This window comes from Micromonospora sp. AMSO31t (assembly GCF_008868175.1).
In the GTDB taxonomy this organism is placed as follows: Bacteria; Actinomycetota; Actinomycetes; order Mycobacteriales; family Micromonosporaceae; genus Micromonospora.
The window spans coordinates 43,049-61,185 of the sequence record NZ_WBKT01000012.1; the positions used below are offsets into that span (position 1 = coordinate 43,049).

The following is an 18,137-nucleotide window of genomic DNA, read 5'->3' on the forward strand; positions in this document are numbered from 1 at the left end:
CCTCTGGCCGCGTCCGCCGGAAGGCTCAGGCCACCGTCCCGCCGAGCAGGTCGGCCGCCTCGTCGACCGCGTACTCGCCCTGTGGCAGGGCGGCGATCCGGGTGAGCAGCTCGGCGGGGAGTTCGGCGGCCACCGCCCGGCGGTAGATGTCCGCCTGACTGATCCGCTCCTGGCCGTGGAAGATGTCGTCGAGCAGTTCGTCGAGCTGTCGGGTGTCCGGCTGCTCGGTCACGGGCGCGTCGTCGGTCACGCCGACCAGCTACCCGGGGCCGAATCGGTCAAACGTCCCACCGGCCGCTCAGGCGGGGGTGGGGAGGGTGGCCCGCCGGGCGCGGACCGCCTGGGCGAGGTGGTCGAGGACCTCCGCCGTGGTGTCCCAGCCCAGGCAGGCGTCGGTGACCGACTTCCCGTACTCCAGCTCGCGGGTGGGGTCGAGGTCCTGGCGGCCGGGCTGGAGGAAGCTCTCCAGCATGATGCCGACGATGCCGCGCTGGCCGGCGGCGAGCTGGGCGGCCACGTCGGCGGCGACCACCGGCTGGTTGCGGTGGTCCTTGCCGCTGTTGGCGTGGCTCGCGTCGACCACCACCCGCTCGGGCAGCCCGGCCGCGCGCAGCAGGTCCAGCGCCCCCGCCACCGACTCCGCGTCGTAGTTGGGCCGGCCACCGCCGCCCCGCAGCACGAGGTGCCCGTCGGCGTTGCCCCGGGTGTGCATGATCGCCGGGGTGCCGGAGACGTCGATGCCGGGGAAGACGTGCGGCACGCCGGCCGCCCGGATCGCGTCCACCGCGGTGGCGATGCTGCCGTCGGGGCGGTTCTTCATGCCGATCGGCATGGACAGACCGGAGGCGAGCTGCCGGTGCACCTGGCTCTCCACGGTCCGGGCGCCGATCGCGCCCCAGGCCACCGTGTCGGCGATGTACTGCGGGGTGATCGGGTCGAGGAACTCGCAGCCCACCGGCAGGCCCAGCCGCAGCACGTCGAGCAGGAGCGCCCGGGCGGTGCGCAGGCCGGTGTTCACGTCGCCCGACCCGTCCAGGCCCGGGTCGTTGATGAGGCCCTTCCAGCCCACGGTCGAGCGCGGCTTCTCGAAGTAGACCCGCATCACCACGAGCAGGTCGTCGGCGAGCCGGTCGGCGACCTGGCGCAGCCGGCCCGCGTACTCCAGGGCGGCGGCGGGGTCGTGCACCGAGCAGGGGCCGACCACGACCAGCAGCCGGTCGTCGGCGCGGTCCAGCACCTGGCCGACGGCACGCCGGCCGGCCACCACGGCCTCGGCGAGGGAGCCCTCGAGGGGCAGGTGGTGGTGCAGCAGGGCCGGGGTGGTCAGCGGCACGACGCGGTCGATCCGCTGGTCGATGACCCGATGGGCGTCCGGGGTCGTCACGGTGGGGTTCCTTCCGCCGACCGTGCCCGGGGCCGGCGCCCGGGATCGAGCCGGCTGCTCGAAAAGCGAATGGGCAGGGAATCATCCCTGCCCGGCCGGCTCGAAGAGGAAGTGACGTCAGCTCATGGTCGAGTCACCGGCTCCTCCAGCCGGCTGCCTAAACCATCGATACGACCGCGTCACGCCCGTCAGCGTACCCGACGTCAGGGACGGGTCCCACCCGCTCGTCGGGTACGCCACGCCCCGCCGGGGGTATGGGGACCGCATGAGTTCCCACCAGAGCGACCAGGACCGGATCGAGTCCCGCGCCCACCTGCTGCCCGAGGAGGCGGCGGTCGGCAGCGAGGATCCGGAGGCGCAGGCCGACGCGATCCTCGCCGAATCGGACATCCGGGAGGAGGACCGGAACGCCGCACCGGACACGGTGCTGGAGCACCGGACCTCCGACGAGACCGTCACCCCCGCCGCCGAGCCGCCCGACTGACCGGGACCCCCCGACCCCGCTGGGAACCCCGGTAGGTGGTCTCCCGCAACCACGCGAGCGGACCGGCCAGGCGCAGGCCCGGCGGCACGTTGCCGATCGGATCGAAGGCCAGCGCGGCGTCCTGCCGGGCGTCGCGCCGGCCGCCGAGGCGCACCTCGCCGAACGGCCGCCACGGCCCGACCGCCGAAGCCACCGCCAGCACCAGCCGGGGCCCGTCGTCGCCGGCCCCCGCCGGAAGTTCGGCCAGGCCCCGGCCCAGCTCCGGCGAGTCGGGGTCGGCCAGCACGGCCAGGTACAACCGCCGCCGGCCCGCCCGGTAGGACATGATCGAGGTGTACGTCCCGGTGAAGCCGCGCCGGGGCAGCGGCAGGTGGCGCAGCACCGGTGCGGCGGCGCTGGAGCTGGCCAGCAGGTCCACCGGCGGCTCCGGGTCGCGGTGCAGCCGGATTCCCACGCCCAGCACGTCCGGCCAGCTCCCCGGGGTGGGCACGCCCTTCGACAGGCGCACCGTCGCCGGCCACCGGCCCGGCAGGTCGAGCAGCGGCACGCCGGTCGGCGGGCCCGGCGTACCCCAGATCAGGACCTCGGCGGAGAAGGTGCGGCCGGCGGGATGCAGCAGCCGGGCGCCCCGGAGCCGGGCGAGCAGGAGGGCGGCGCGTTCGACCGCGGACGATGCGGGGGTGGACATGCCGGGCGAGTACCCCGGCGCGCGGCGACGATGCTCCCCGCACGTCACCTTTCCACCCGCGAGATCGGATAGCGTCGTGCCATGCCCGACAGCGGTTACCCCTGGCCGATCGAGACGACCCGACTGGACAACGGCCTGCGCGTGGTGGTGAGCGAGGACCGCACCGCTCCCGCCGTCGCCGTGAACATCTGGTACGACGTGGGTTCCCGCCACGAACCGGCCGGCCAGACCGGCTTCGCCCACCTCTTCGAGCACCTGATGTTCGAGGGCTCGGTCAACGTGGCGAAGACCGAGCACATGAGGTTCATCCAGGGTTCCGGCGGCTCGCTCAACGCCACCACCAACCCGGACCGGACCAACTACTTCGAGACGGTCCCGGCCGAGCACCTGGAGCTGGCGCTCTGGCTGGAAGCCGACCGGATGGGCGGGCTGGTCCCGGCGCTGACCCAGGAGACGTTGGACAACCAGCGGGACGTGGTGAAGAACGAGCGCCGGCAGCGCTACGAGAACGTGCCGTACGGCGACGCCTGGCTGCGGCTGCTGCCGCTGCTCTATCCGCCCGGGCACCCCTACCACCACGCCACCATCGGCTCGATGGCCGACCTGAACGCCGCCGACCTGGCCACCTTCCAGGCGTTCCACCGCACCTGGTACGCGCCGAACAACGCGGTGCTGACCGTGGTCGGCGACACCACCGCCGCCGAGGTGTTCGCGCTGGCCGACAAGTACTTCGGCGGGCTGCCGTCGCGCGAGGACATCCCGGCGGCCCCGGACGGGCGCGCCGTCCCGGCCACCGGCCGGCCCGCGGTGGAGACGGTCACCGCCGACGTGCCCGCTCCCCGGGTCTACGTCGCGCACCGCACCCACGCCTTCGGCACCCCCGGGTACGACGTGACCACCGTGCTCGCCACCGTGCTGGGCAGCGGCCGGGGCAGCCGGCTCTACCAGCGGCTCGCCGACGGCGAGCGGATCGCCCAGCCGGACCTCGTCGGGGCGTACGGGGTGGACCTGGCGCACGCGCCGGCGCCGCTCATCGCCACCGCCACGGCCCGACCCGGGGTGTCCGGCGACCGGCTGTGCGAGGGGCTGGCCGAGGTGGTCGACGAGCTGGCCACCGTGCCGGTGACCGCCGCCGAGCTGGACCGGGCCAAGGCGCTGCTGAGCACCATGTGGTGGCGGCAGATGTCCACGGTGGACGGCCGTGCCGACACCCTCGGCCGGTACGCCACCCAGTTCGGCGACCCGGCCCGGGCCGGCGAGCGGCTGCCCGCCTGGCTCGCCGTCACCGCCGAGCAGGTCGCCGAGCAGGCCACCGAGCTGCTCGGCGCGGCCGACCGGGCGACCCTCACCTACCTGCCCGAGGAGACCTCATGACGCTGATCGCCACCCGTCCCGGGCCGGGCGCCGCCCGCCCGTACCGGTTCCCGCAGGTCGTCCGCCGGTCCGCCGCCGGCGGGCAGGTCGTCGCCGCGCACCTGCCCGGGCAGAACCTCGCCGTCGCGCTGCTGCTGCTCGACGGCGGCGCCGGCCGGGAGCCGGTCGGCAAGGAGGGGCTCGGCGGGGTGCTGGCCAAGGCGCTGGAGGAGGGGACCGCGCAGCGGGACGCCACCGCGTACGCCCTGGCCATCGAGGCGCTCGGCACCGAGCTGGTGACCGGCCTGGACTGGGACTCGTTCCAGGTCAGCGTGCAGGTGCCGGTGGACCGGCTGAGCGCCGCCGTGGAGTTGCTCGCCGAGGCGGTGCGCACGCCGAAGCTCGACCCGGCCGACGTGCGGCGGGTCCGCGACGACGAGGCGACCGCCCTGCGGATGGACTGGGCGAACCCGGGCCCGCGGGCCGACGCCGTGCTGCGCGCCGACCTGTTCGGCGCGGACAACCGCTGGGGCCGCCCCATGTACGGCGACCCGGAGAGCGTGGCCGGCCTGGACGTGGACGACGTCACCGTCTTCCACTCCGAGTGGTTCATCCGCCCGGGCACGCTGATCGTCGCCGGTGACCTGGACCGGATCGACCTCGACGCGCTCGCCGCGACGGTGTTCACCGGGGCCGGCGGCGCGGCGGCGGACCGGGGCGGCCCGATCGAGGCGCCGGTGTCCGACCGGCGGCGGATCATCCTGGTCGACCGTCCCGGCTCGGTGCAGTCCACGCTCCGCCTCGGGCACCCGTCGCCGCACCGCGCCCACCCGGACCACGTGCCGATGACGCTGGCCGGCACGGTGCTCGGTGGGGCCTTCACCTCCCGGCTCAACCACCTGATCCGCGAGGTGCGTGGCTACACGTACGGGATCCGGGGCGACTTCGCCTCGTCCCGCCGGTTCGGCCGGTTCGCCATCAGCTCCGGGGTGCAGACGGCGGTGACCGCGCCGGCCCTGGTCGAGGCGGTGGGCGAGGTGTCGCGTACCCAGTTGACCGGGGTGACCGAGGACGAGCTGGCGGTGGCGCGCTCCTGGCGGGCCGGCCAGCTCTCCGTCGAGCTGCAGAGCCCCCGGGCCATCGCCTCGGCGCTGACCACGCTGGTGGTGCACGACCTGCCGGACGACTACCACGCCCAGCTGCGCGAGGCGCTGCTCGCCGCGACCGTCGAGGAGGTGTCCGCGGCGGCCGCCGCCCACCTGCACCCGGAGTCGCTCACCCTGGTCGTCGAGGGCGACTCGGCGGTGATCCGGGACGAGCTGGTGGCCGCCGGCCTCGGCGACGTGGTCGACCACCGGTCCTGACCGGCTCGGCGCGTGGCGGTGTTCGACCCGGACGCCGCCGCGCCGGGGCCCGGGATGTGATTCCCGTCGCGTCCCCCGGTCGCCGCGCGCGCGGCCCGGGGACGCGGATGCTGCGGCCCGAGCCCCGGAAGACGGGCGATTCTCCACCAACGGCCCGTCGCCGGCCGGTGTCGTTGCAGGTCGACGCCTCGATCGGCGAAGGGCCCGGTCGGCGGCCGGCGGCCCGCGCGCGGGGAAAGGCTTCCCGCCGGCCCCGCCCGGCTGGGTAGCCTCGCGGGCATGAGGATCGGCATTGTGGGGGCCACCGGCCAGGTCGGTGGCGTGATGCGGCAGGTGCTGGCGGAGCGCGACTTCCCGGCGGAGCAGCTGCGGTTGTTCGCCTCGGCCCGGTCGGCCGGGCGCACGCTGCCCTGGCGCGACGGCGAGGTCACCGTCGAGGACGCGGCCACCGCGGACTACCGCGGGCTGGACATCGTGCTGTTCTCGGCGGGCAAGGGCACCGCCCGGGAGCTCGCACCCCGGGTCGCCGGGGCCGGCGCGGTCGTCATCGACAACTCCTCGGCGTACCGGATGGACCCCGAGGTGCCGCTCGTGGTCGCCGAGGTCAACCCGCACGCCGTCGCCGACCGGCCCAAGGGCATCGTGGCCAACCCGAACTGCACCACCATGGCCGCCATGCCGGTGCTGCGCCCGCTGCACCAGGAAGCCGAGCTGGTCAGCCTGGTGGTCGCCACCTACCAGGCGGTGTCCGGTGCCGGCCTGGCCGGCGTGGCCGAGCTGGACGAGCAGGTCCGCAAGGTCGCCGAGCACGCCGCCGGGCTCGCCTTCGACGGGTCGGCCGTGGAGTTCCCCGCGCCGCGCTCGTTCGCCCGCCCGATCGCCTTCAACGTCCTCCCGCTGGCCGGCTCGATCGTCGACGACGGCTCCAACGAGACCGACGAGGAGCAGAAGCTGCGCAACGAGAGCCGGAAGATCCTGGAGATCCCCGGTCTCAAGGTCTCCGGCACCTGCGTCCGGGTGCCGGTCTTCACCGGCCACTCCCTCCAGATCAACGCGCGCTTCGCCCGCCCGATCACCCCGGCCCGGGCCCGTGAGCTGCTCGACGGCGCGCCGGGTGTGGCGCTGCACGAGGTGCCGACCCCGCTGGAGGCGGCCGGCCAGGACCCCACCTACGTCGGGCGGATCCGGGCCGACGAGACCGTCGAGCACGGCCTCGCCCTGTTCTGCGCCAACGACAACCTGCGCAAGGGCGCGGCGCTCAACGCCGTGCAGCTCGCCGAACTCGTCGCCGCGGAAGGGCGCTGAAAAGTGGCGGACGAGCGAACCGGGCCGGCCCTGGCCGACCTCGTGGCGAGCCGCCGGCTCGGCGTGCTCGCCACCCTGAAGCGCGACGGCCGGCCCCAACTGTCCACCGTGGTCCACTCCTACGACCGGGACGCGGGGCTGATCCGGATCTCGGTGACCGACGGCCGGGCGAAGACCGCGAACCTGCGCCGCGACCCCCGGGCCAGCTTCCACGTCAGCAGCGAGGACGGCTGGGCGTACGCGGTGGTGGAGGCCCGGGCCGAGCTGACCCCGGTGGCGGAACGGCCGGACGACCCGACCGTGGAGGAACTGGTCGGGCTCTACCGGGCGGTGCAGGGCGAACACCCGGACTGGGACGACTTCCGGCGGGCCATGGTGGCCGAGCGCAGGCTGGTGCTCCGGCTGCACGTCGAGCGGCTCTACGGGAGGCCGCCGCGCGCCTGACCGGTGCCGGCCCCCCGGTTACCTTGTCCGCGCCGCCGGGTAGACCGCGGTGCCGACACCGAGAGGGGAGCACCATGACAACGGTCGGAGAGTTCATGACGACCCGGTTGGTGACGATGGACGGCAGCGACACCCTCACCGCCGCGGCGCAGGAGATGCGCGACAGCGCCATCGGCGACGTGGTGGTGACCGACAACGACAACGTGGTCGGCATCGTCACGGACCGGGACATCACGGTGCGAGGCGTGGCCGAGAGCCTGAATCCCGACACGACGAAGCTCGACCAGATCACCAGCAAGGACGTGGTGACGGTCAGCCAGTACGACGACGCGGTGGCCGCCGCCGACCTCATGCGCACCTACGGCGTCCGCCGGCTGCCGGTGACCGAGGACGGCCGCCTGATCGGCCTGGTGTCGATCGGTGACCTGGCCGTCGAGCGGGAGCCCCAGTCGGTGCTCGCGGACGTCAGCGCCGACGACCCGAACAACTGACTCGTCCGCCGCGGTAACGCCGGCCCCCGGTTCGGGGGCCGGCGTTTCGCACGTCCGGGCCAACTGGCGGGTGCCTCACCCGAACCGGGCGAGGTTGACCCCGTACCCCGGCGGGGACCCGTTCTCGAACGTCGGAGGCCGCGGATCGCGGGAGGAGTACGCCCGATGGACACGACCACGAGATTTTTCGAGGACCTGGACCGGCGAGGGTTCGAACCGCTGCTGGTCAAGACCTCCGGAACCCTCCGGTTCGACCTGCACGAGGGACCGCAGACCACGCACTGGCTGCTGGAGATCGACCGGGGCAACCTCCGGGTCCGCCAGGAGGACCAGGAGGCCGACACCGTGATCGGCACCGAGCCGCGCCTCTTCGGTGAGCTGGTCAGCGGCGAGGAGAACACCATCGCGGCTCTGCTGCGGGGGGACATGACCGTCTCCGGCGACCTGCGCCTGGTGTTGCAGGTCGAGCGGATCTTTCCCGGTCCGCCGGAGTCACGGGGGCCACACCACGCGTTCCAGAGGAGGGCTGCCTGATGGCCGCGAGCAACACCATCCGGATCCTGGACGGCAACACGTTCGTGGTCTCCGAGGACACCGGTGACATCGAGGCCACGCCCAGCGAGCCGACCGGCCTCTTCTCGCTCGACATGAGGTTCCTGTCGAAATGGGTGCTGACCGTCAACGGTGAACGCCTGAACGCCCTCTCCTACGACGACCTCCAGTACTACGAGGCCCGGTTCTTCCTGGTGCCGGGGATGGCCACGCACTACATCGACGCCAAGCTGTCGATCATCCGGGAGCGGGCGGTGGGCGGCAGCTTCCGGGAGTCGCTGACCATCCTCAACCACGACGAGAAGGCCGTGGACCTGGAGATCCGGATGGACGCCGGCGCCGACTTCGCCGACCTGTTCCAGGTCAAGGACGAGGTCCTGAACAAGAAGGGCGAGACGTACGCCGAGGCCGAGGCGGACAAGCTCCGGCTCGGCTACCGGCGCGGCAACTTCCGGCGCGAGACGGTCATCTCCGCCTCCCGCCCGGCCCGCTACGACCGCAACGGCTTCGCCTGGACCCTCCACCTCGAACCGAACGAGCAGTGGGAGACCTCCATCGACGTGCAGACCCACGCCGTCGGGCCGGGCGGCCGGGACCTGCGGATGGGGCTGCGGGCGCACGGCACCGAGCGGCTGGCCCTCCAGCACGACCTCGAGCAGTGGATCGCCAAGGCGCCGAAGGTGAACAGCGAGCACGGCCGGGTGGCCTCGACGTACCGGCGCAGCCTCATCGACCTGGCCGCGCTGCGGTTCTCGCCGCTCTCGCTCGGCGGGCAGACCCTGCCGGCCGCCGGCCTGCCCTGGTTCATGACCATGTTCGGCCGGGACAGCATCCTCACCTGCCTGCAGGTGCTGCCGTTCGCGCCGGAGATGTCGAAGACCACACTGCGCATCCTGGCGGCGTTGCAGGGCACCCGGTTCGACGACTTCCGCGACGAGGACCCGGGGCGGATCCTGCACGAGATGCGCTACGGCGAGACCGCCGCCTTCGAGGAGCAGCCGCACTCGCCGTACTACGGCTCGGTGGACGCGACGCCGCTGTTCATCGTGCTGCTCGACGAGTACGAGAAGTGGAGCGGCGACGTCGCGCTGGTCAAGGAGCTGGAACGGGAGTGCCGGGCCGCGCTGAAGTGGATCGACGACTACGCCGACCTGGTCGGCAACGGCTACATCTGGTACGAGCGGCGCAACAGCGACACCGGCCTGGAGAACCAGTGCTGGAAGGACTCGTGGGACTCCCTCTCGTACTCCGACGGCACGCTGCCGCCGTTCCCCCGGGCCACCTGCGAGGTGCAGGGGTACGCGTACGACGCGAAGACGCGGGCCGCGCGCATGGCCCGGGAGTTCTGGGACGACCCGGCGTACGCCGACCAGCTGGAACGCGAGGCCGCGGAGCTGAAGGAGCGGTTCAACCGGGACTGGTGGGTCGCCGACGGCGGCTTCTACGCCCTGGGGCTGGACCCGAACGGCCGGCAGTGCGACGTGCTCAGCTCCAACATCGGCCACCTGCTGTGGAGCGGCATCGTGCGGGAGGACCGGGCCGCGCAGATCGCCGCGCACCTGGTCGGCCCGCGGCTCTTCTCCGGCTGGGGGGTGCGCACGCTGGCCGAGGGCGAGGTGCGCTACAACCCGATCGGCTACCACAACGGCACGATCTGGCCGTTCGACAACTCGTTCGTCGCCTGGGGCCTACGCCGGTACGGCTTCGCCGAGGAGGCCGCGACCATCGCCAGCGGCATCCTGGACGCGGCGCGGTACTTCGACGGGCGGCTGCCGGAGGCGTTCGGCGGCTACCCGCGGGAGCTCACGAAGTTCCCGGTGGAGTATCCGACGGCGTGCAGCCCGCAGGCCTGGTCGACCGGCGCGCCGCTGCTGCTGATCCGGACCATGCTGGGGCTGGAGCCGCACGAGGGGCACCTCGCGGTGGACCCGCAGCTGCCGGTCGGCATGGGGCGGATCGAGGTGCTGGACATCCCGGGCCGGTGGGGCCGGGTGGACGCCTTCGCCCGGGGCCGGCTGGATCTGGAGCACCAGGCCGGCTCCTGACCCGCAGGAACCTGCGCGCCGCCGGCCGCCCGGCCGGCGGCGCGCCGTCGGGGCTCAGTGCCCGGGCAGCAGCGAGTCGCCGTGCGCCTCGCTGCGGGGGAGCAGGCAGAACTCGTTGCCCTCGGGATCGGCCAGCACGGTCCACCGGGGCAGCTCGCGGACGACCGTCGCGCCCGCCTCCAGCACGGCGGCCCGCTCCTCCGCGTCGCCGACCAGGTCCAGGTGGATCCGCCCGGCGCCCGGCAGGTCGTCGACGGGGCTGATCCACACGTCGGGCCGGCGGCCGGCGGGGTCGCGCAGCAGCACCGACTCGTCCGGCTCCAGCGACCGGTCGGCGAGCTTCGCCCGGTCCTCCTCGACCACGGGCAGCCCGGTCACCGTGCTCCAGAACGGGGCGAGCAGGTAGGGGTCGCGGCAGTGGATGACGATCGCGGTGAGGTCGGGCATGCCCTGCACCGTAGTCGGCTCAGGCCGGCGGGAGGACGTTGTCCAGGAACGTGGCGGTCACCGCCCGGATGTCCGGACGGGCCAGGTCCAGCGCGTGCCCGCCGTGGGTGAGCCAGAGGTGCGTAGGGTGGCCGGCGGCGAGCAGCCGGCCGGCCAGCCCGACCGACTGGGCGGCCGGCACCGCGGCGTCGTCGCGGCCCTGCACCAGCAGCACCGGCACGCCGGAACCCAGGTGGCTGGCCACGGTGGCGTCGACGGTCGCCGGGTCGCCCTCGGCGGGTGGGTGGCCGAGCAGGTCCGCCCACGGGTCGTCGTGCCGGCGCAGCCGCCGCCACTCCGCGTCCAGCGGGTCGACCGGCGCCCAGTAGGCGAGGACGCCCCGGACGTCGCCCGGCCGGTCCACCCCGCGCAGGCCCAGGTGCAGGGCCAGCATGGCCCCGGCCGAGTCGCCCCCGACCAGCAGCGGCAGCCCGCCCGCCGTGGCGCGGGCGGCCCGCGCGGCGGCGCGGACGTCGTCGAGCTGGGCCGGCCAGCGGGCCTCGGCCGAGAAGCGGTAGGTCGCAGGTACCACCCGCAGCCCGAGCGGGGCGAGCGCGGCCCCGTCCTCGTCGGAGCGGGCCCGCCACCCGCCGCCGTGGATCCAGAGCACTACGGCGCGATCGGTCATCCGGCCATGCTGGCCGCTGTGCCCCGGTCACCACGACCCGCTCTGCCAACGGCAGAGCGGGGCGACTTTCGCCCCTACGGTCGCGTAACCTACCCGGGGTAAAGTTGGCGGATGTCGGAACTCGTGTACCCGCCCGTGATCCTCGCCGCCAAGACGATGTTCCGCGCTCTCGACCTGCGCCTGCGCGTCGAGGGCAGCCACCACGTGCCGCGCACCGGCGGGGCGGTGCTGGCCTCGAACCACGTCAGCTACCTCGACTTCATCTTCTGCGGGTACGGCGCCCGGGACTCCGGCCGGCTGGTCCGGTTCATGGCCAAGGACTCCGTCTTCCGGCACAAGGTCTCCGGCCCGCTGATGCGCGGCATGAAGCACATCCCGGTCAACCGGGCCGCGGGCGCCGGCTCGTACGCCTCGGCGGTGAGCGCGCTGCGCCGCGGCGAGGTCGTCGGCGTGTTCCCCGAGGCGACGATCAGCCGCTCCTTCATGGTCAAGGACCTCAAGAACGGCGCGGCCCGGATGGCGCAGGAAGCCGCCGTGCCGCTGCTGCCGGTCGCGCTCTGGGGCACCCAGCGGCTGTGGACCAAGGGCAGGCCGCGCACCCTCACCCGCCGGCACACGCCGATCACCATCCTCGTGGGCGAGCCGATCGACCCGGCCGCCCACCCGGACGGCAACGCCCTGACCGCCGAGCTGCGCACCCGGCTCACCGCGCTGGTCGACCAGGCCCAGCGCGAATATCCGGACCAGCCCGCCGGCCCGGACGCCTGGTGGCAGCCGGCCCACCTGGGCGGCACCGCGCCCACCCCGGAGCAGGCCGCCGAGCTGGACCGCCCGGGTCGCCGCACCCCGACCTCCTGACCGGTTCGTTGACGGCGCCCGCCGGCCAGGCCGGCCGGGCGCGGGTCAGCAGGCGGAACCGGGGCGGTCCCGGGCCGGCACGTCCTGGCGGGGCCAGGCCAGCGGCTCCGCCACCGCCGGGCGGTAGTAGTCGTCCCGGGACAGGAACTCGACCGGCAGCGAACCCGGCAGGGTCACCGCACCCCGGGTCGGGCCGGGCGTCGGGCTCATCCGGACCGCCAGCGTGTCCCGCTCCGGCGGGGAGAGGTCGACCAGTTCGGGGCGGGCCAGCCGGAACGCGGCCACCGAGCGGCGTACCTGCCCGGCCAGCGCGGCGACCAGGTCGACCGGGCCGGCGAGCGCCAGCGCCGGCTGCCGGATGGTGCGCAGCGCGTCGCAGACCACCCGCAGCTCGCCGGTGCCGTCAGGGCTCTCGGCCAGCTCCAGCCGGGACGGCCACTGCCACCGGATCTGGCCGCTGACCAGGCGGGACAGCCGGACCGGGCGCCGGTGCCGGGCGTCCGTCCGGCCGTCCCGCCCGGAAACCAGGGACAGCTCGGAGCCGGTGCAGACGTACGCCAGCCGCCGGTCGGTCACGGTGACCGCCGCCGGGGTGGGCAGCGCCCAGGACCGGAGGTCGTCGGTGGGGCCGAGCAGGTGACCGGCCACCAGCAGCCGGTGCTGCCCGAGCAGTCGTTCGCCCGGCTCCGGGAGCAGCGCGTAGCGGCGGTCGAGCAGGGGACGGGTGGGGTCGTCATCCGCGTCGAAGCGGTGGGGCCCGATGAAGAAGGGTGCGGCGTCCTCCTGCACGGTCACGACCTCCCGGTGGCGGTTGGCGATACGTCGAGCCTGGCCCACCCCGGGGCGGCTGTCATGACACCCGTTAGGGGGTCGGCCGGTCGGCGGACGCCTGTGACCGGTAGATGCCGATATCTTCCGGCCGGACGAGTCCGTCCTCAATCGCCCGGGCGAGCAGCGCCGCCTTGGTGGCGGCCGGCCGCCCCGCCCGGGTGTACTTGATCCGCGCCCGGTCCACGTACTGCTTCACGGTGTGCTCGCTGATCCGCATCCGGCGCGCCACCGACGCCTTCGACATCGACTGGAACCACAGCAGCAGGGCCTCGCGCTCCTTGTCCGACAGGGCCGGCCGGTCCGGGCGCGGATCGCCCACGATCGCCCCGGCCAGCGCCGGCGGCACGTACGGCCGGTCGCTCGCCGCGGCGAGGACGGTGGCCACGCAGTGCTCCCGGCCCTCGTGCTTGGCCAGGAAGGCCACCGCGCCGGCGTCCAGCGCGGCCAGCATCGTCTCCGGGTCGGTGTGCTCGGAGTAGACCACCACCCGGCGGCCCGTGGCGCTCAGCTCGGCGAGCTTGTCGAGCACCATCCGCCCGTGCAGCCGCAGGTCGAGCAGGACCACCTCGGCCTCCGGGGCGGCCCGCAGCACCACGTCCGGGTCGTCCCCGGTGGCCAGCACGCGCAGCCGCGGCTCGCCGGCCAGCCAGGCCCGTACCCCGTCGATCACGACCGGATGGTCGTCCACGATCGCCACGCCCACCGGCGGCCCGCCGGTCACGTCCTCCGCCACCGGGTCTGCGTCCATCTGATCTCCCCGTCCCGCTCGTGCAGGTGTTCCACCGGCCCGTCCCCGTCCCCGCCCGGCGGGCCGGTCGCGTCCGGCCCGTCGTGGTCCGGGGTGACGAGGCTGACCACCACCTCGTCCGGGCCGGCCACCACGGTCAGCCGGGCCCAGCCCCGGGCGCCGGCGAGGGCCGCCGTCGCCGGGTCGGCCAGCCGCCGGCGGACCTCGACCGGCAGCTCCGGCGGCGCCCCGACGGCGACCAGCTCGATCGGCAGGCCGTTCCGTTCCGCCAGGTCCGCGGCGGCGCGCAGTTCGTGCAGCAGCGGATCCGGCACATCGTCCGACTCGGCGATCAGCCGGCGCAGCCGGGCCGCCGCCAGCCCGGCGCGGCCCCGTACCGCCGGGTCGGCCGGGTCGGCGTCGCCGGCCGCGAGGGCGGCCAGCACCTCCTCGGCGGTGCCGCTGGCCAGCGCCAGGCGCGCCTGCCGGTCCCGCTGGGCCTGTTCCGCCGCGTCCCGCTCCGCCTCCACGGCCAGGGCCGCCGCGGCGGTCGAGGCCCGGTCCCGAGCCAGCGCCGCGATCGCCGCCGCCCCGGCGAAGACCGCCACCGGCAGCGACGAGATGCCGTAGACGTACATCGCGTAGCGGCTGAGGTCGGCCGGGGCGGTCGCGTCGTGCAGGACCACCGCGGCCAGGGCGATCGCCGCGTGCGCGCCGAGCAGCGCGAGCAGCCAGCCCACCGGCCGCCGCCACAGCACCAGCAGGAAGAACCACGCCAGCCCGCCCCACACCCAGTTGCCCGCGGTGAAGAGCTGCCGCTCACCGGCCGCCGCGAAGACCACCCCGTCGACGAGCAGCAGCGCCACCGCCAGCAGCCGGGCCGGCGGCAGCCCGCCGCGCAGCAGGCGTACGCCGGCCGCGACGCCGACCGCCGCGGTCACCAGCCAGCCCGCGGCGACCACCGGCGGGGCGGCCAGCCGGGACCACGAGTTGAGCAGCGCCGGCAACCCGATCGCCAGGTGCCAGGCCAGCGCGATGACCACCGCCGCGATCCGGGCGCCCCGGTCCGAGGCGTCGCCCACCGCGTGCGCCGCGGTCGCTGCCGCCCCCGGGCCGGCGTGCTCCGGCGCCCGCTGCCGCACGATCGTCGGACCCGCCGTGCCGGTCCCGACCGCCCCCACCTCAGTGGACACCGGACCACTCCAGCCGGATGCGGGTGCCGGCGCCAGGGGCGGAGGTCACGACCGCGCGGCCGCCCACCGAGATCATCCGGCCGTGGATCGACTCGCGCAGCCCGTACCGGTGGGCCGGGACGGTGGCCGGGTCGAAGCCGGGGCCGTCGTCGGCCACCTCGACCACGACGGCCTCCGCGTCCTCGGTCAGGCGCACCGTGGCGGCGGCGCCCGGCGCGTGCCGGACCACGTTGGCCAGCGCGGCGGCGGCGCTGTCCGCGAGCGCCGCGGCGACCGTCGCGGGCACCCGGCACGGCGCGAGCGTCGCGTCCACGGTCAGCTCGGGCAGCCGCGCCAGGACCGTCCGCAGGCGCTCGTCGAGGGCCACCGCGCCGCCCGGCGTCGCGCGCGCGTCGGCCAGGGCCGTGAGGCTACGCAGGTCGGCCGCGCACCGCTCGCGCAGCGCTCCGGACGGGCCGGGCACCGCGCCGAGCCCGACCATGGTCAACGTGGCGAGGACGGTGTCGTGCAGGTCCCGGTTCTGCCGCCGCTCGGCCTCCCGGGCGGCCCGCCCCACCACGGCGTCCCGCGAGAGCCGCTGGTATTCCGCGAAGGCCGCGTCGGCGCGCCCGATCCGGCGGCGCATCACCGCGGTCATCACCGCCGTGCAGCCGGTCTGGACCAGCAGCGTCCCGGCGTGCGCGCGCGCCTCGACCGGGTTGCCGGCGAGGGAGGCGCCGGTCGCGTAGCCGGCGGTGACCAGCAGCCCGGCCGGAACCGACCAGCGGGCCGGGGCGGTGGCCTGCGCGTTGATCACGGTCGTGCTGGCCAGCACCGCCATCCAGCTCCCCTCGCCGGGCAGCACCTCCGGCGCGACCAGCCAGGGAATCGCCAGCCCGGCCGCGGTGGTCAGCGCCACGTCGCCGGCCACCAGGGGGCCGGTGAACCCGTACCGGAGCGCGCGGACGGCGTACCAGACGGACCAGGCGGTGAGCGCGACGATCGCCGGGACCAGCAGGGAAACCCGGACCGGCGGGGTGCGCACGGGCAGCGCGACCACCGCGGCGACCAGCCCGCAGGTGAGCCGGAGAAGCGCCGGCAGGGTCGTGAAGATCAGGGTGAACGCGCCGCCCGCCGGCCGGTCCAGCGGGGACGGCGGCAGGGTCGTGGCGGCTACGACCGGCATCGGGGGAGGTGTCCTTCCGGCAGCGACCCGGTCGGGTCCGCACGGTAGATCGACGCCGGAGAATAACACGTGCACGCGGGGCTGGTCACCCTCGGTGCGCGGCGCGTCGCTGTGCAGATGTCAGCCGCCGGCGGGCCGGCTCCCGCCCGCTCCGGCGCGGGCCACCGCGAGCAGGTGCGCGCTGGCCCCGAGCACTGCGGGATCCCGCTCGAACGTCTCGGCGCAGGCCACGGCGTCGGCGAAGAGCTGCTCGGCCGGGCCGGTACCGAGCGCGTTCAGCAGCGGCCACAGGGGACCCTCCACCCCGTACACGGCGGGGGTGGGCAGGCCGGCCGCCACGAACTCGTCCACCAGCTGCTCCGGGCGGTGGAAGTAGGCCGTCGTGAACCCGGTCCGCGGGTCGTTCACCCCGGTGGCGTACTCCTCGCGCAGCAGGTGACGGTTGTGTTCGTCCACCCGCCCCTGGGCGGTCAGGTCCATCAGGGCCGCGTTGCGGCTGATCACGGCCGCGACGACCGGACCACCGGGCCGGGTCAGCCGGGCCGCCTCGCGCAGCGCCGCCACCCGGTCCGCCCGGTCGGGCAGGTGGTAGAGCGGGCCGAGCAGCAGGGTCGCGTCGGCCGCGTCGTCGGGCAGCGGCAGCTTCCGGGCGTCACCCACCGTCGCGGCGATCCCCGGGTACGCGGCCCGGGCCGCCGCAACGTGCGCGGGCACCAGGTCGACCAGGTGCACCCGGTGCCCGGCCGCGGCGAGCCAGCCCGCGTACGCGCCCGGGCCACCGCCGACGTCCAGCACGTCGGCCGGCGGCGCCGGCAGCAGCCGGGTGAGCAGGTCGCGCGTGCGGTACGCCTCCAACCGCCCCTGCGGCGTCCGGTCCAACCGGTCCGCCTCGGTGAAGACCTCGGTGTAGTAGCGCCGGATGTCCGGCTCGGCGGCTCGATGCTGCGGCATCCGTCGATGGTGTACGCCGCGTCCCGGCCGGGTCACCCGATTTAGTCCGCCGGCCGCTGCACGCGCGGGCCGGCCGGGAGGGCTTCGTCCGGCAGCAGTCCGCCCAGCCCGGCGCCGCCGGGACGCAGGGGGACCTGACCGCTACCGGGCGGACGCCTCGTCGGCGCGCCGGCGCAGCCACTCCAGCGCCGGCCCGGCGTGGCGCAGCACCGAGATGTGCCCGTCCTCCGGGTAGCGGCGCAGCTCGGCGGTGGGACAGCGGCCGGCCAGCCACTCGGCGTGGGCCACCGGCGCGACCCCGTCCCGCTCCCCGTGCACCAGCAGCACCGGCGGCGTCACGTCGGCGGGGTCGAAGCCCCACGGGTGCACGTACGCGAGGTCGTCGTCGATCAGCCCGCCCCGGCCGGCCCGCAACGCCGGGGCCACCACACTGTCGAACCAGGACCACTCGCCGTGCAGCGCGGCCAGGTCCGCCGGGGTGAACTCCGGGTCGTACGCGGCGCCCGAAGCCTCGTGCGCCTCCTTGGCCGCCCGTCCCGCGGCGGCCGCCCGCAGCGACGCCACCCCGGCGGGCACCATGCCGGCGAACCAGTCCAGCCCGGCCGCGCCGTGCGGCGCCAGGCCGGCGCCCACCACCACGGCGACCACCCGGTCGGGCAGGAGCGCGCCGCAGGCCAGGGCATGCGGGCCGCCGCCGGAGTGGCCCAGCACCGCGAACCGGTCGAGGCCCAGCGCGTCGGCCACCGCGGCGACGTCGGCCGCCGCCGAGGCGATGTCGCGGCCCGGCAGCGGCGTCGACCCGCCGTAGCCCGGGCGGTCGTGGGACACCCAGCGGAGACCGAGCCGGTCGGCCGCCGCGAACAGGGGCGCGGGCGGGGCCCCGATGTTCGGGGTGCCGTGGTGCCAGAAGACGGGGAGCCGGTCCGAACCGCCGGTGTCGTAGACGTGCAACGTGCGGCCGTCGCCCAGGCGCAGATCCGTCTCGGTCACCATGAGCGGAGACTACGTCCGCCCGGCTCCCGCCGCCGACCGCCTCCGTCCAGCCGCGGGCTCTCCGGCTGCCTTCGTCAGAGATCGGGAAGACGGCGTTCCGGCCGGGCCTTTCAGCAGGAGCCGTTGTCGCTGCGGTTCTCGGTCGAGACCGAGGACAAGCGGGTCAGGGAGGTGGGCTACCCCGTAGCCCTCGTG

General features: G+C 75.1%; 20 protein-coding genes. 9 read left to right on the top strand and 11 right to left on the bottom strand.

What is annotated here, in order from left to right; all coding sequences use genetic code 11:
* Positions 1–25: 25 nt before the first annotated feature.
* A complete protein-coding gene (locus F8274_RS04945; RefSeq protein WP_370518195.1) occupies positions 26–259 on the bottom strand; it encodes a hypothetical protein in 234 nt (77 codons plus the stop codon).
* A gap of 39 nt (positions 260–298) precedes the next feature.
* The gene (locus F8274_RS04950) at positions 299–1,384 is read right to left on the bottom strand and encodes a 3-deoxy-7-phosphoheptulonate synthase (protein ID WP_151461085.1); all 1,086 of its coding nucleotides are present in this window, start codon (positions 1,382–1,384) and stop codon (positions 299–301) included.
* A gap of 265 nt (positions 1,385–1,649) precedes the next feature.
* On the opposite strand from F8274_RS04950, the gene F8274_RS04955 reads away from it, so the two are divergent.
* The gene (locus tag F8274_RS04955) at positions 1,650–1,868 is read left to right on the top strand and encodes a hypothetical protein (RefSeq protein WP_151461086.1); all 219 of its coding nucleotides are present in this window, start codon (positions 1,650–1,652) and stop codon (positions 1,866–1,868) included.
* Here F8274_RS04955 and F8274_RS04960 read toward each other — a convergent pair.
* Complete coding sequence (locus F8274_RS04960) at positions 1,840–2,556, bottom strand: phosphodiesterase (protein WP_151461087.1); 717 nt, start codon at positions 2,554–2,556, stop codon at positions 1,840–1,842. The two genes, F8274_RS04955 and F8274_RS04960, sit on opposite strands and share 29 nt — an antisense overlap.
* 81 nt (positions 2,557–2,637) lie before the next feature.
* On the opposite strand from F8274_RS04960, the gene F8274_RS04965 reads away from it, so the two are divergent.
* The 7 genes from F8274_RS04965 (at position 2,638) to F8274_RS04995 (ending at position 10,110) form a co-directional block, all read left to right on the top strand.
* Positions 2,638–3,930 (top strand): pitrilysin family protein, encoded by a 1,293-nt coding sequence (locus F8274_RS04965; protein WP_151461088.1) that lies wholly within the window; start codon positions 2,638–2,640, stop codon positions 3,928–3,930.
* A complete protein-coding gene (locus F8274_RS04970) occupies positions 3,927–5,273 on the top strand; it encodes a pitrilysin family protein (protein ID WP_151461089.1) in 1,347 nt (448 codons plus the stop codon). The genes F8274_RS04965 and F8274_RS04970 overlap by 4 nt, the downstream gene beginning before the upstream one ends.
* Positions 5,274–5,552: 279 nt before the next feature.
* Positions 5,553–6,578, top strand: coding sequence for an aspartate-semialdehyde dehydrogenase (locus F8274_RS04975; RefSeq protein WP_151461090.1), 1,026 nt, complete (start codon positions 5,553–5,555; stop codon positions 6,576–6,578).
* A gap of 3 nt (positions 6,579–6,581) precedes the next feature.
* Entirely contained in the window at positions 6,582–7,022 is a 441-nt protein-coding gene (locus F8274_RS04980) for a PPOX class F420-dependent oxidoreductase (protein WP_151461091.1), read from the top strand.
* Positions 7,023–7,096: 74 nt separating this feature from the next.
* Positions 7,097–7,513 (top strand): CBS domain-containing protein, encoded by a 417-nt coding sequence (locus tag F8274_RS04985; RefSeq protein ID WP_151461092.1) that lies wholly within the window; start codon positions 7,097–7,099, stop codon positions 7,511–7,513.
* Between the two features lie 165 nt (positions 7,514–7,678).
* Entirely contained in the window at positions 7,679–8,047 is a 369-nt protein-coding gene (locus tag F8274_RS04990) for an SCP2 sterol-binding domain-containing protein (protein WP_151461093.1), read from the top strand.
* Entirely contained in the window at positions 8,047–10,110 is a 2,064-nt protein-coding gene (locus tag F8274_RS04995; protein ID WP_151461094.1) for a glycogen debranching N-terminal domain-containing protein, read from the top strand. Before F8274_RS04990 ends, F8274_RS04995 begins: the two co-directional genes overlap by 1 nt.
* Before the next feature lie 54 nt (positions 10,111–10,164).
* Here F8274_RS04995 and F8274_RS05000 read toward each other — a convergent pair whose 3' ends face one another.
* Both F8274_RS05000 and F8274_RS05005 read right to left on the bottom strand, forming a co-directional pair.
* On the bottom strand, positions 10,165–10,557 hold the full coding sequence (locus F8274_RS05000) for a VOC family protein (RefSeq protein ID WP_151461095.1): 393 nt from the start codon (positions 10,555–10,557) through the stop codon (positions 10,165–10,167).
* Positions 10,558–10,576: 19 nt separating this feature from the next.
* Positions 10,577–11,224 (bottom strand): alpha/beta hydrolase, encoded by a 648-nt coding sequence (locus F8274_RS05005; RefSeq protein WP_151461096.1) that lies wholly within the window; start codon positions 11,222–11,224, stop codon positions 10,577–10,579.
* Positions 11,225–11,335: 111 nt separating this feature from the next.
* Here F8274_RS05005 and F8274_RS05010 point away from each other — a divergent pair, with 111 nt between their 5' ends.
* On the top strand, positions 11,336–12,082 hold the full coding sequence (locus F8274_RS05010) for a 1-acyl-sn-glycerol-3-phosphate acyltransferase (RefSeq protein ID WP_151461097.1): 747 nt from the start codon (positions 11,336–11,338) through the stop codon (positions 12,080–12,082).
* 45 nt (positions 12,083–12,127) lie between these two features.
* Here F8274_RS05010 and F8274_RS05015 read toward each other — a convergent pair whose 3' ends face one another.
* The 6 genes from F8274_RS05015 to F8274_RS05040 all read right to left on the bottom strand — a co-directional run bounded on the left by F8274_RS05015 (position 12,128) and on the right by F8274_RS05040 (position 17,942).
* Complete coding sequence (locus F8274_RS05015; RefSeq protein ID WP_151461114.1) at positions 12,128–12,871, bottom strand: hypothetical protein; 744 nt, start codon at positions 12,869–12,871, stop codon at positions 12,128–12,130.
* A 73-nt stretch (positions 12,872–12,944) separates the two neighbouring features.
* The gene (locus F8274_RS05020; RefSeq protein ID WP_151461098.1) at positions 12,945–13,661 is read right to left on the bottom strand and encodes a response regulator transcription factor; all 717 of its coding nucleotides are present in this window, start codon (positions 13,659–13,661) and stop codon (positions 12,945–12,947) included.
* On the bottom strand, positions 13,631–14,833 hold the full coding sequence (locus F8274_RS05025; protein ID WP_151461099.1) for a hypothetical protein: 1,203 nt from the start codon (positions 14,831–14,833) through the stop codon (positions 13,631–13,633). The genes F8274_RS05020 and F8274_RS05025 overlap by 31 nt, the downstream gene beginning before the upstream one ends.
* Positions 14,823–15,998: a sensor histidine kinase gene (locus F8274_RS05030; RefSeq protein WP_151461100.1), complete on the bottom strand. Its 1,176-nt coding sequence runs from the start codon at positions 15,996–15,998 to the stop codon at positions 14,823–14,825. Before F8274_RS05030 ends, F8274_RS05025 begins: the two co-directional genes overlap by 11 nt.
* 120 nt (positions 15,999–16,118) lie before the next feature.
* Complete coding sequence (locus F8274_RS05035; RefSeq protein ID WP_151461101.1) at positions 16,119–16,949, bottom strand: class I SAM-dependent methyltransferase; 831 nt, start codon at positions 16,947–16,949, stop codon at positions 16,119–16,121.
* Positions 16,950–17,090: 141 nt separating this feature from the next.
* On the bottom strand, positions 17,091–17,942 hold the full coding sequence (locus tag F8274_RS05040) for an alpha/beta fold hydrolase (RefSeq protein ID WP_151461102.1): 852 nt from the start codon (positions 17,940–17,942) through the stop codon (positions 17,091–17,093).
* Positions 17,943–18,137 lie beyond the last annotated feature (195 nt).

Coding starts and splice junctions, on each gene's coding strand:
- F8274_RS04955 (WP_151461086.1), top strand. CDS start 1,650: ATGAGTTCCCACCAGAGCGACCAGGACCGGATCGAGTCCCGCGCCCAC.
- F8274_RS04960 (WP_151461087.1), bottom strand. CDS start 2,556: ATGTCCACCCCCGCATCGTCCGCGGTCGAACGCGCCGCCCTCCTGCTC.
- F8274_RS04965 (WP_151461088.1), top strand. CDS start 2,638: ATGCCCGACAGCGGTTACCCCTGGCCGATCGAGACGACCCGACTGGAC.
- F8274_RS04970 (WP_151461089.1), top strand. CDS start 3,927: ATGACGCTGATCGCCACCCGTCCCGGGCCGGGCGCCGCCCGCCCGTAC.
- F8274_RS04975 (WP_151461090.1), top strand. CDS start 5,553: ATGAGGATCGGCATTGTGGGGGCCACCGGCCAGGTCGGTGGCGTGATG.
- F8274_RS04985 (WP_151461092.1), top strand. CDS start 7,097: ATGACAACGGTCGGAGAGTTCATGACGACCCGGTTGGTGACGATGGAC.
- F8274_RS04990 (WP_151461093.1), top strand. CDS start 7,679: ATGGACACGACCACGAGATTTTTCGAGGACCTGGACCGGCGAGGGTTC.
- F8274_RS04995 (WP_151461094.1), top strand. CDS start 8,047: ATGGCCGCGAGCAACACCATCCGGATCCTGGACGGCAACACGTTCGTG.
- F8274_RS05000 (WP_151461095.1), bottom strand. CDS start 10,557: ATGCCCGACCTCACCGCGATCGTCATCCACTGCCGCGACCCCTACCTG.
- F8274_RS05005 (WP_151461096.1), bottom strand. CDS start 11,224: ATGACCGATCGCGCCGTAGTGCTCTGGATCCACGGCGGCGGGTGGCGG.
- F8274_RS05010 (WP_151461097.1), top strand. CDS start 11,336: ATGTCGGAACTCGTGTACCCGCCCGTGATCCTCGCCGCCAAGACGATG.
- F8274_RS05020 (WP_151461098.1), bottom strand. CDS start 13,661: ATGGACGCAGACCCGGTGGCGGAGGACGTGACCGGCGGGCCGCCGGTG.
- F8274_RS05030 (WP_151461100.1), bottom strand. CDS start 15,998: ATGCCGGTCGTAGCCGCCACGACCCTGCCGCCGTCCCCGCTGGACCGG.
- F8274_RS05035 (WP_151461101.1), bottom strand. CDS start 16,949: ATGCCGCAGCATCGAGCCGCCGAGCCGGACATCCGGCGCTACTACACC.
- F8274_RS05040 (WP_151461102.1), bottom strand. CDS start 17,942: ATGGTGACCGAGACGGATCTGCGCCTGGGCGACGGCCGCACGTTGCAC.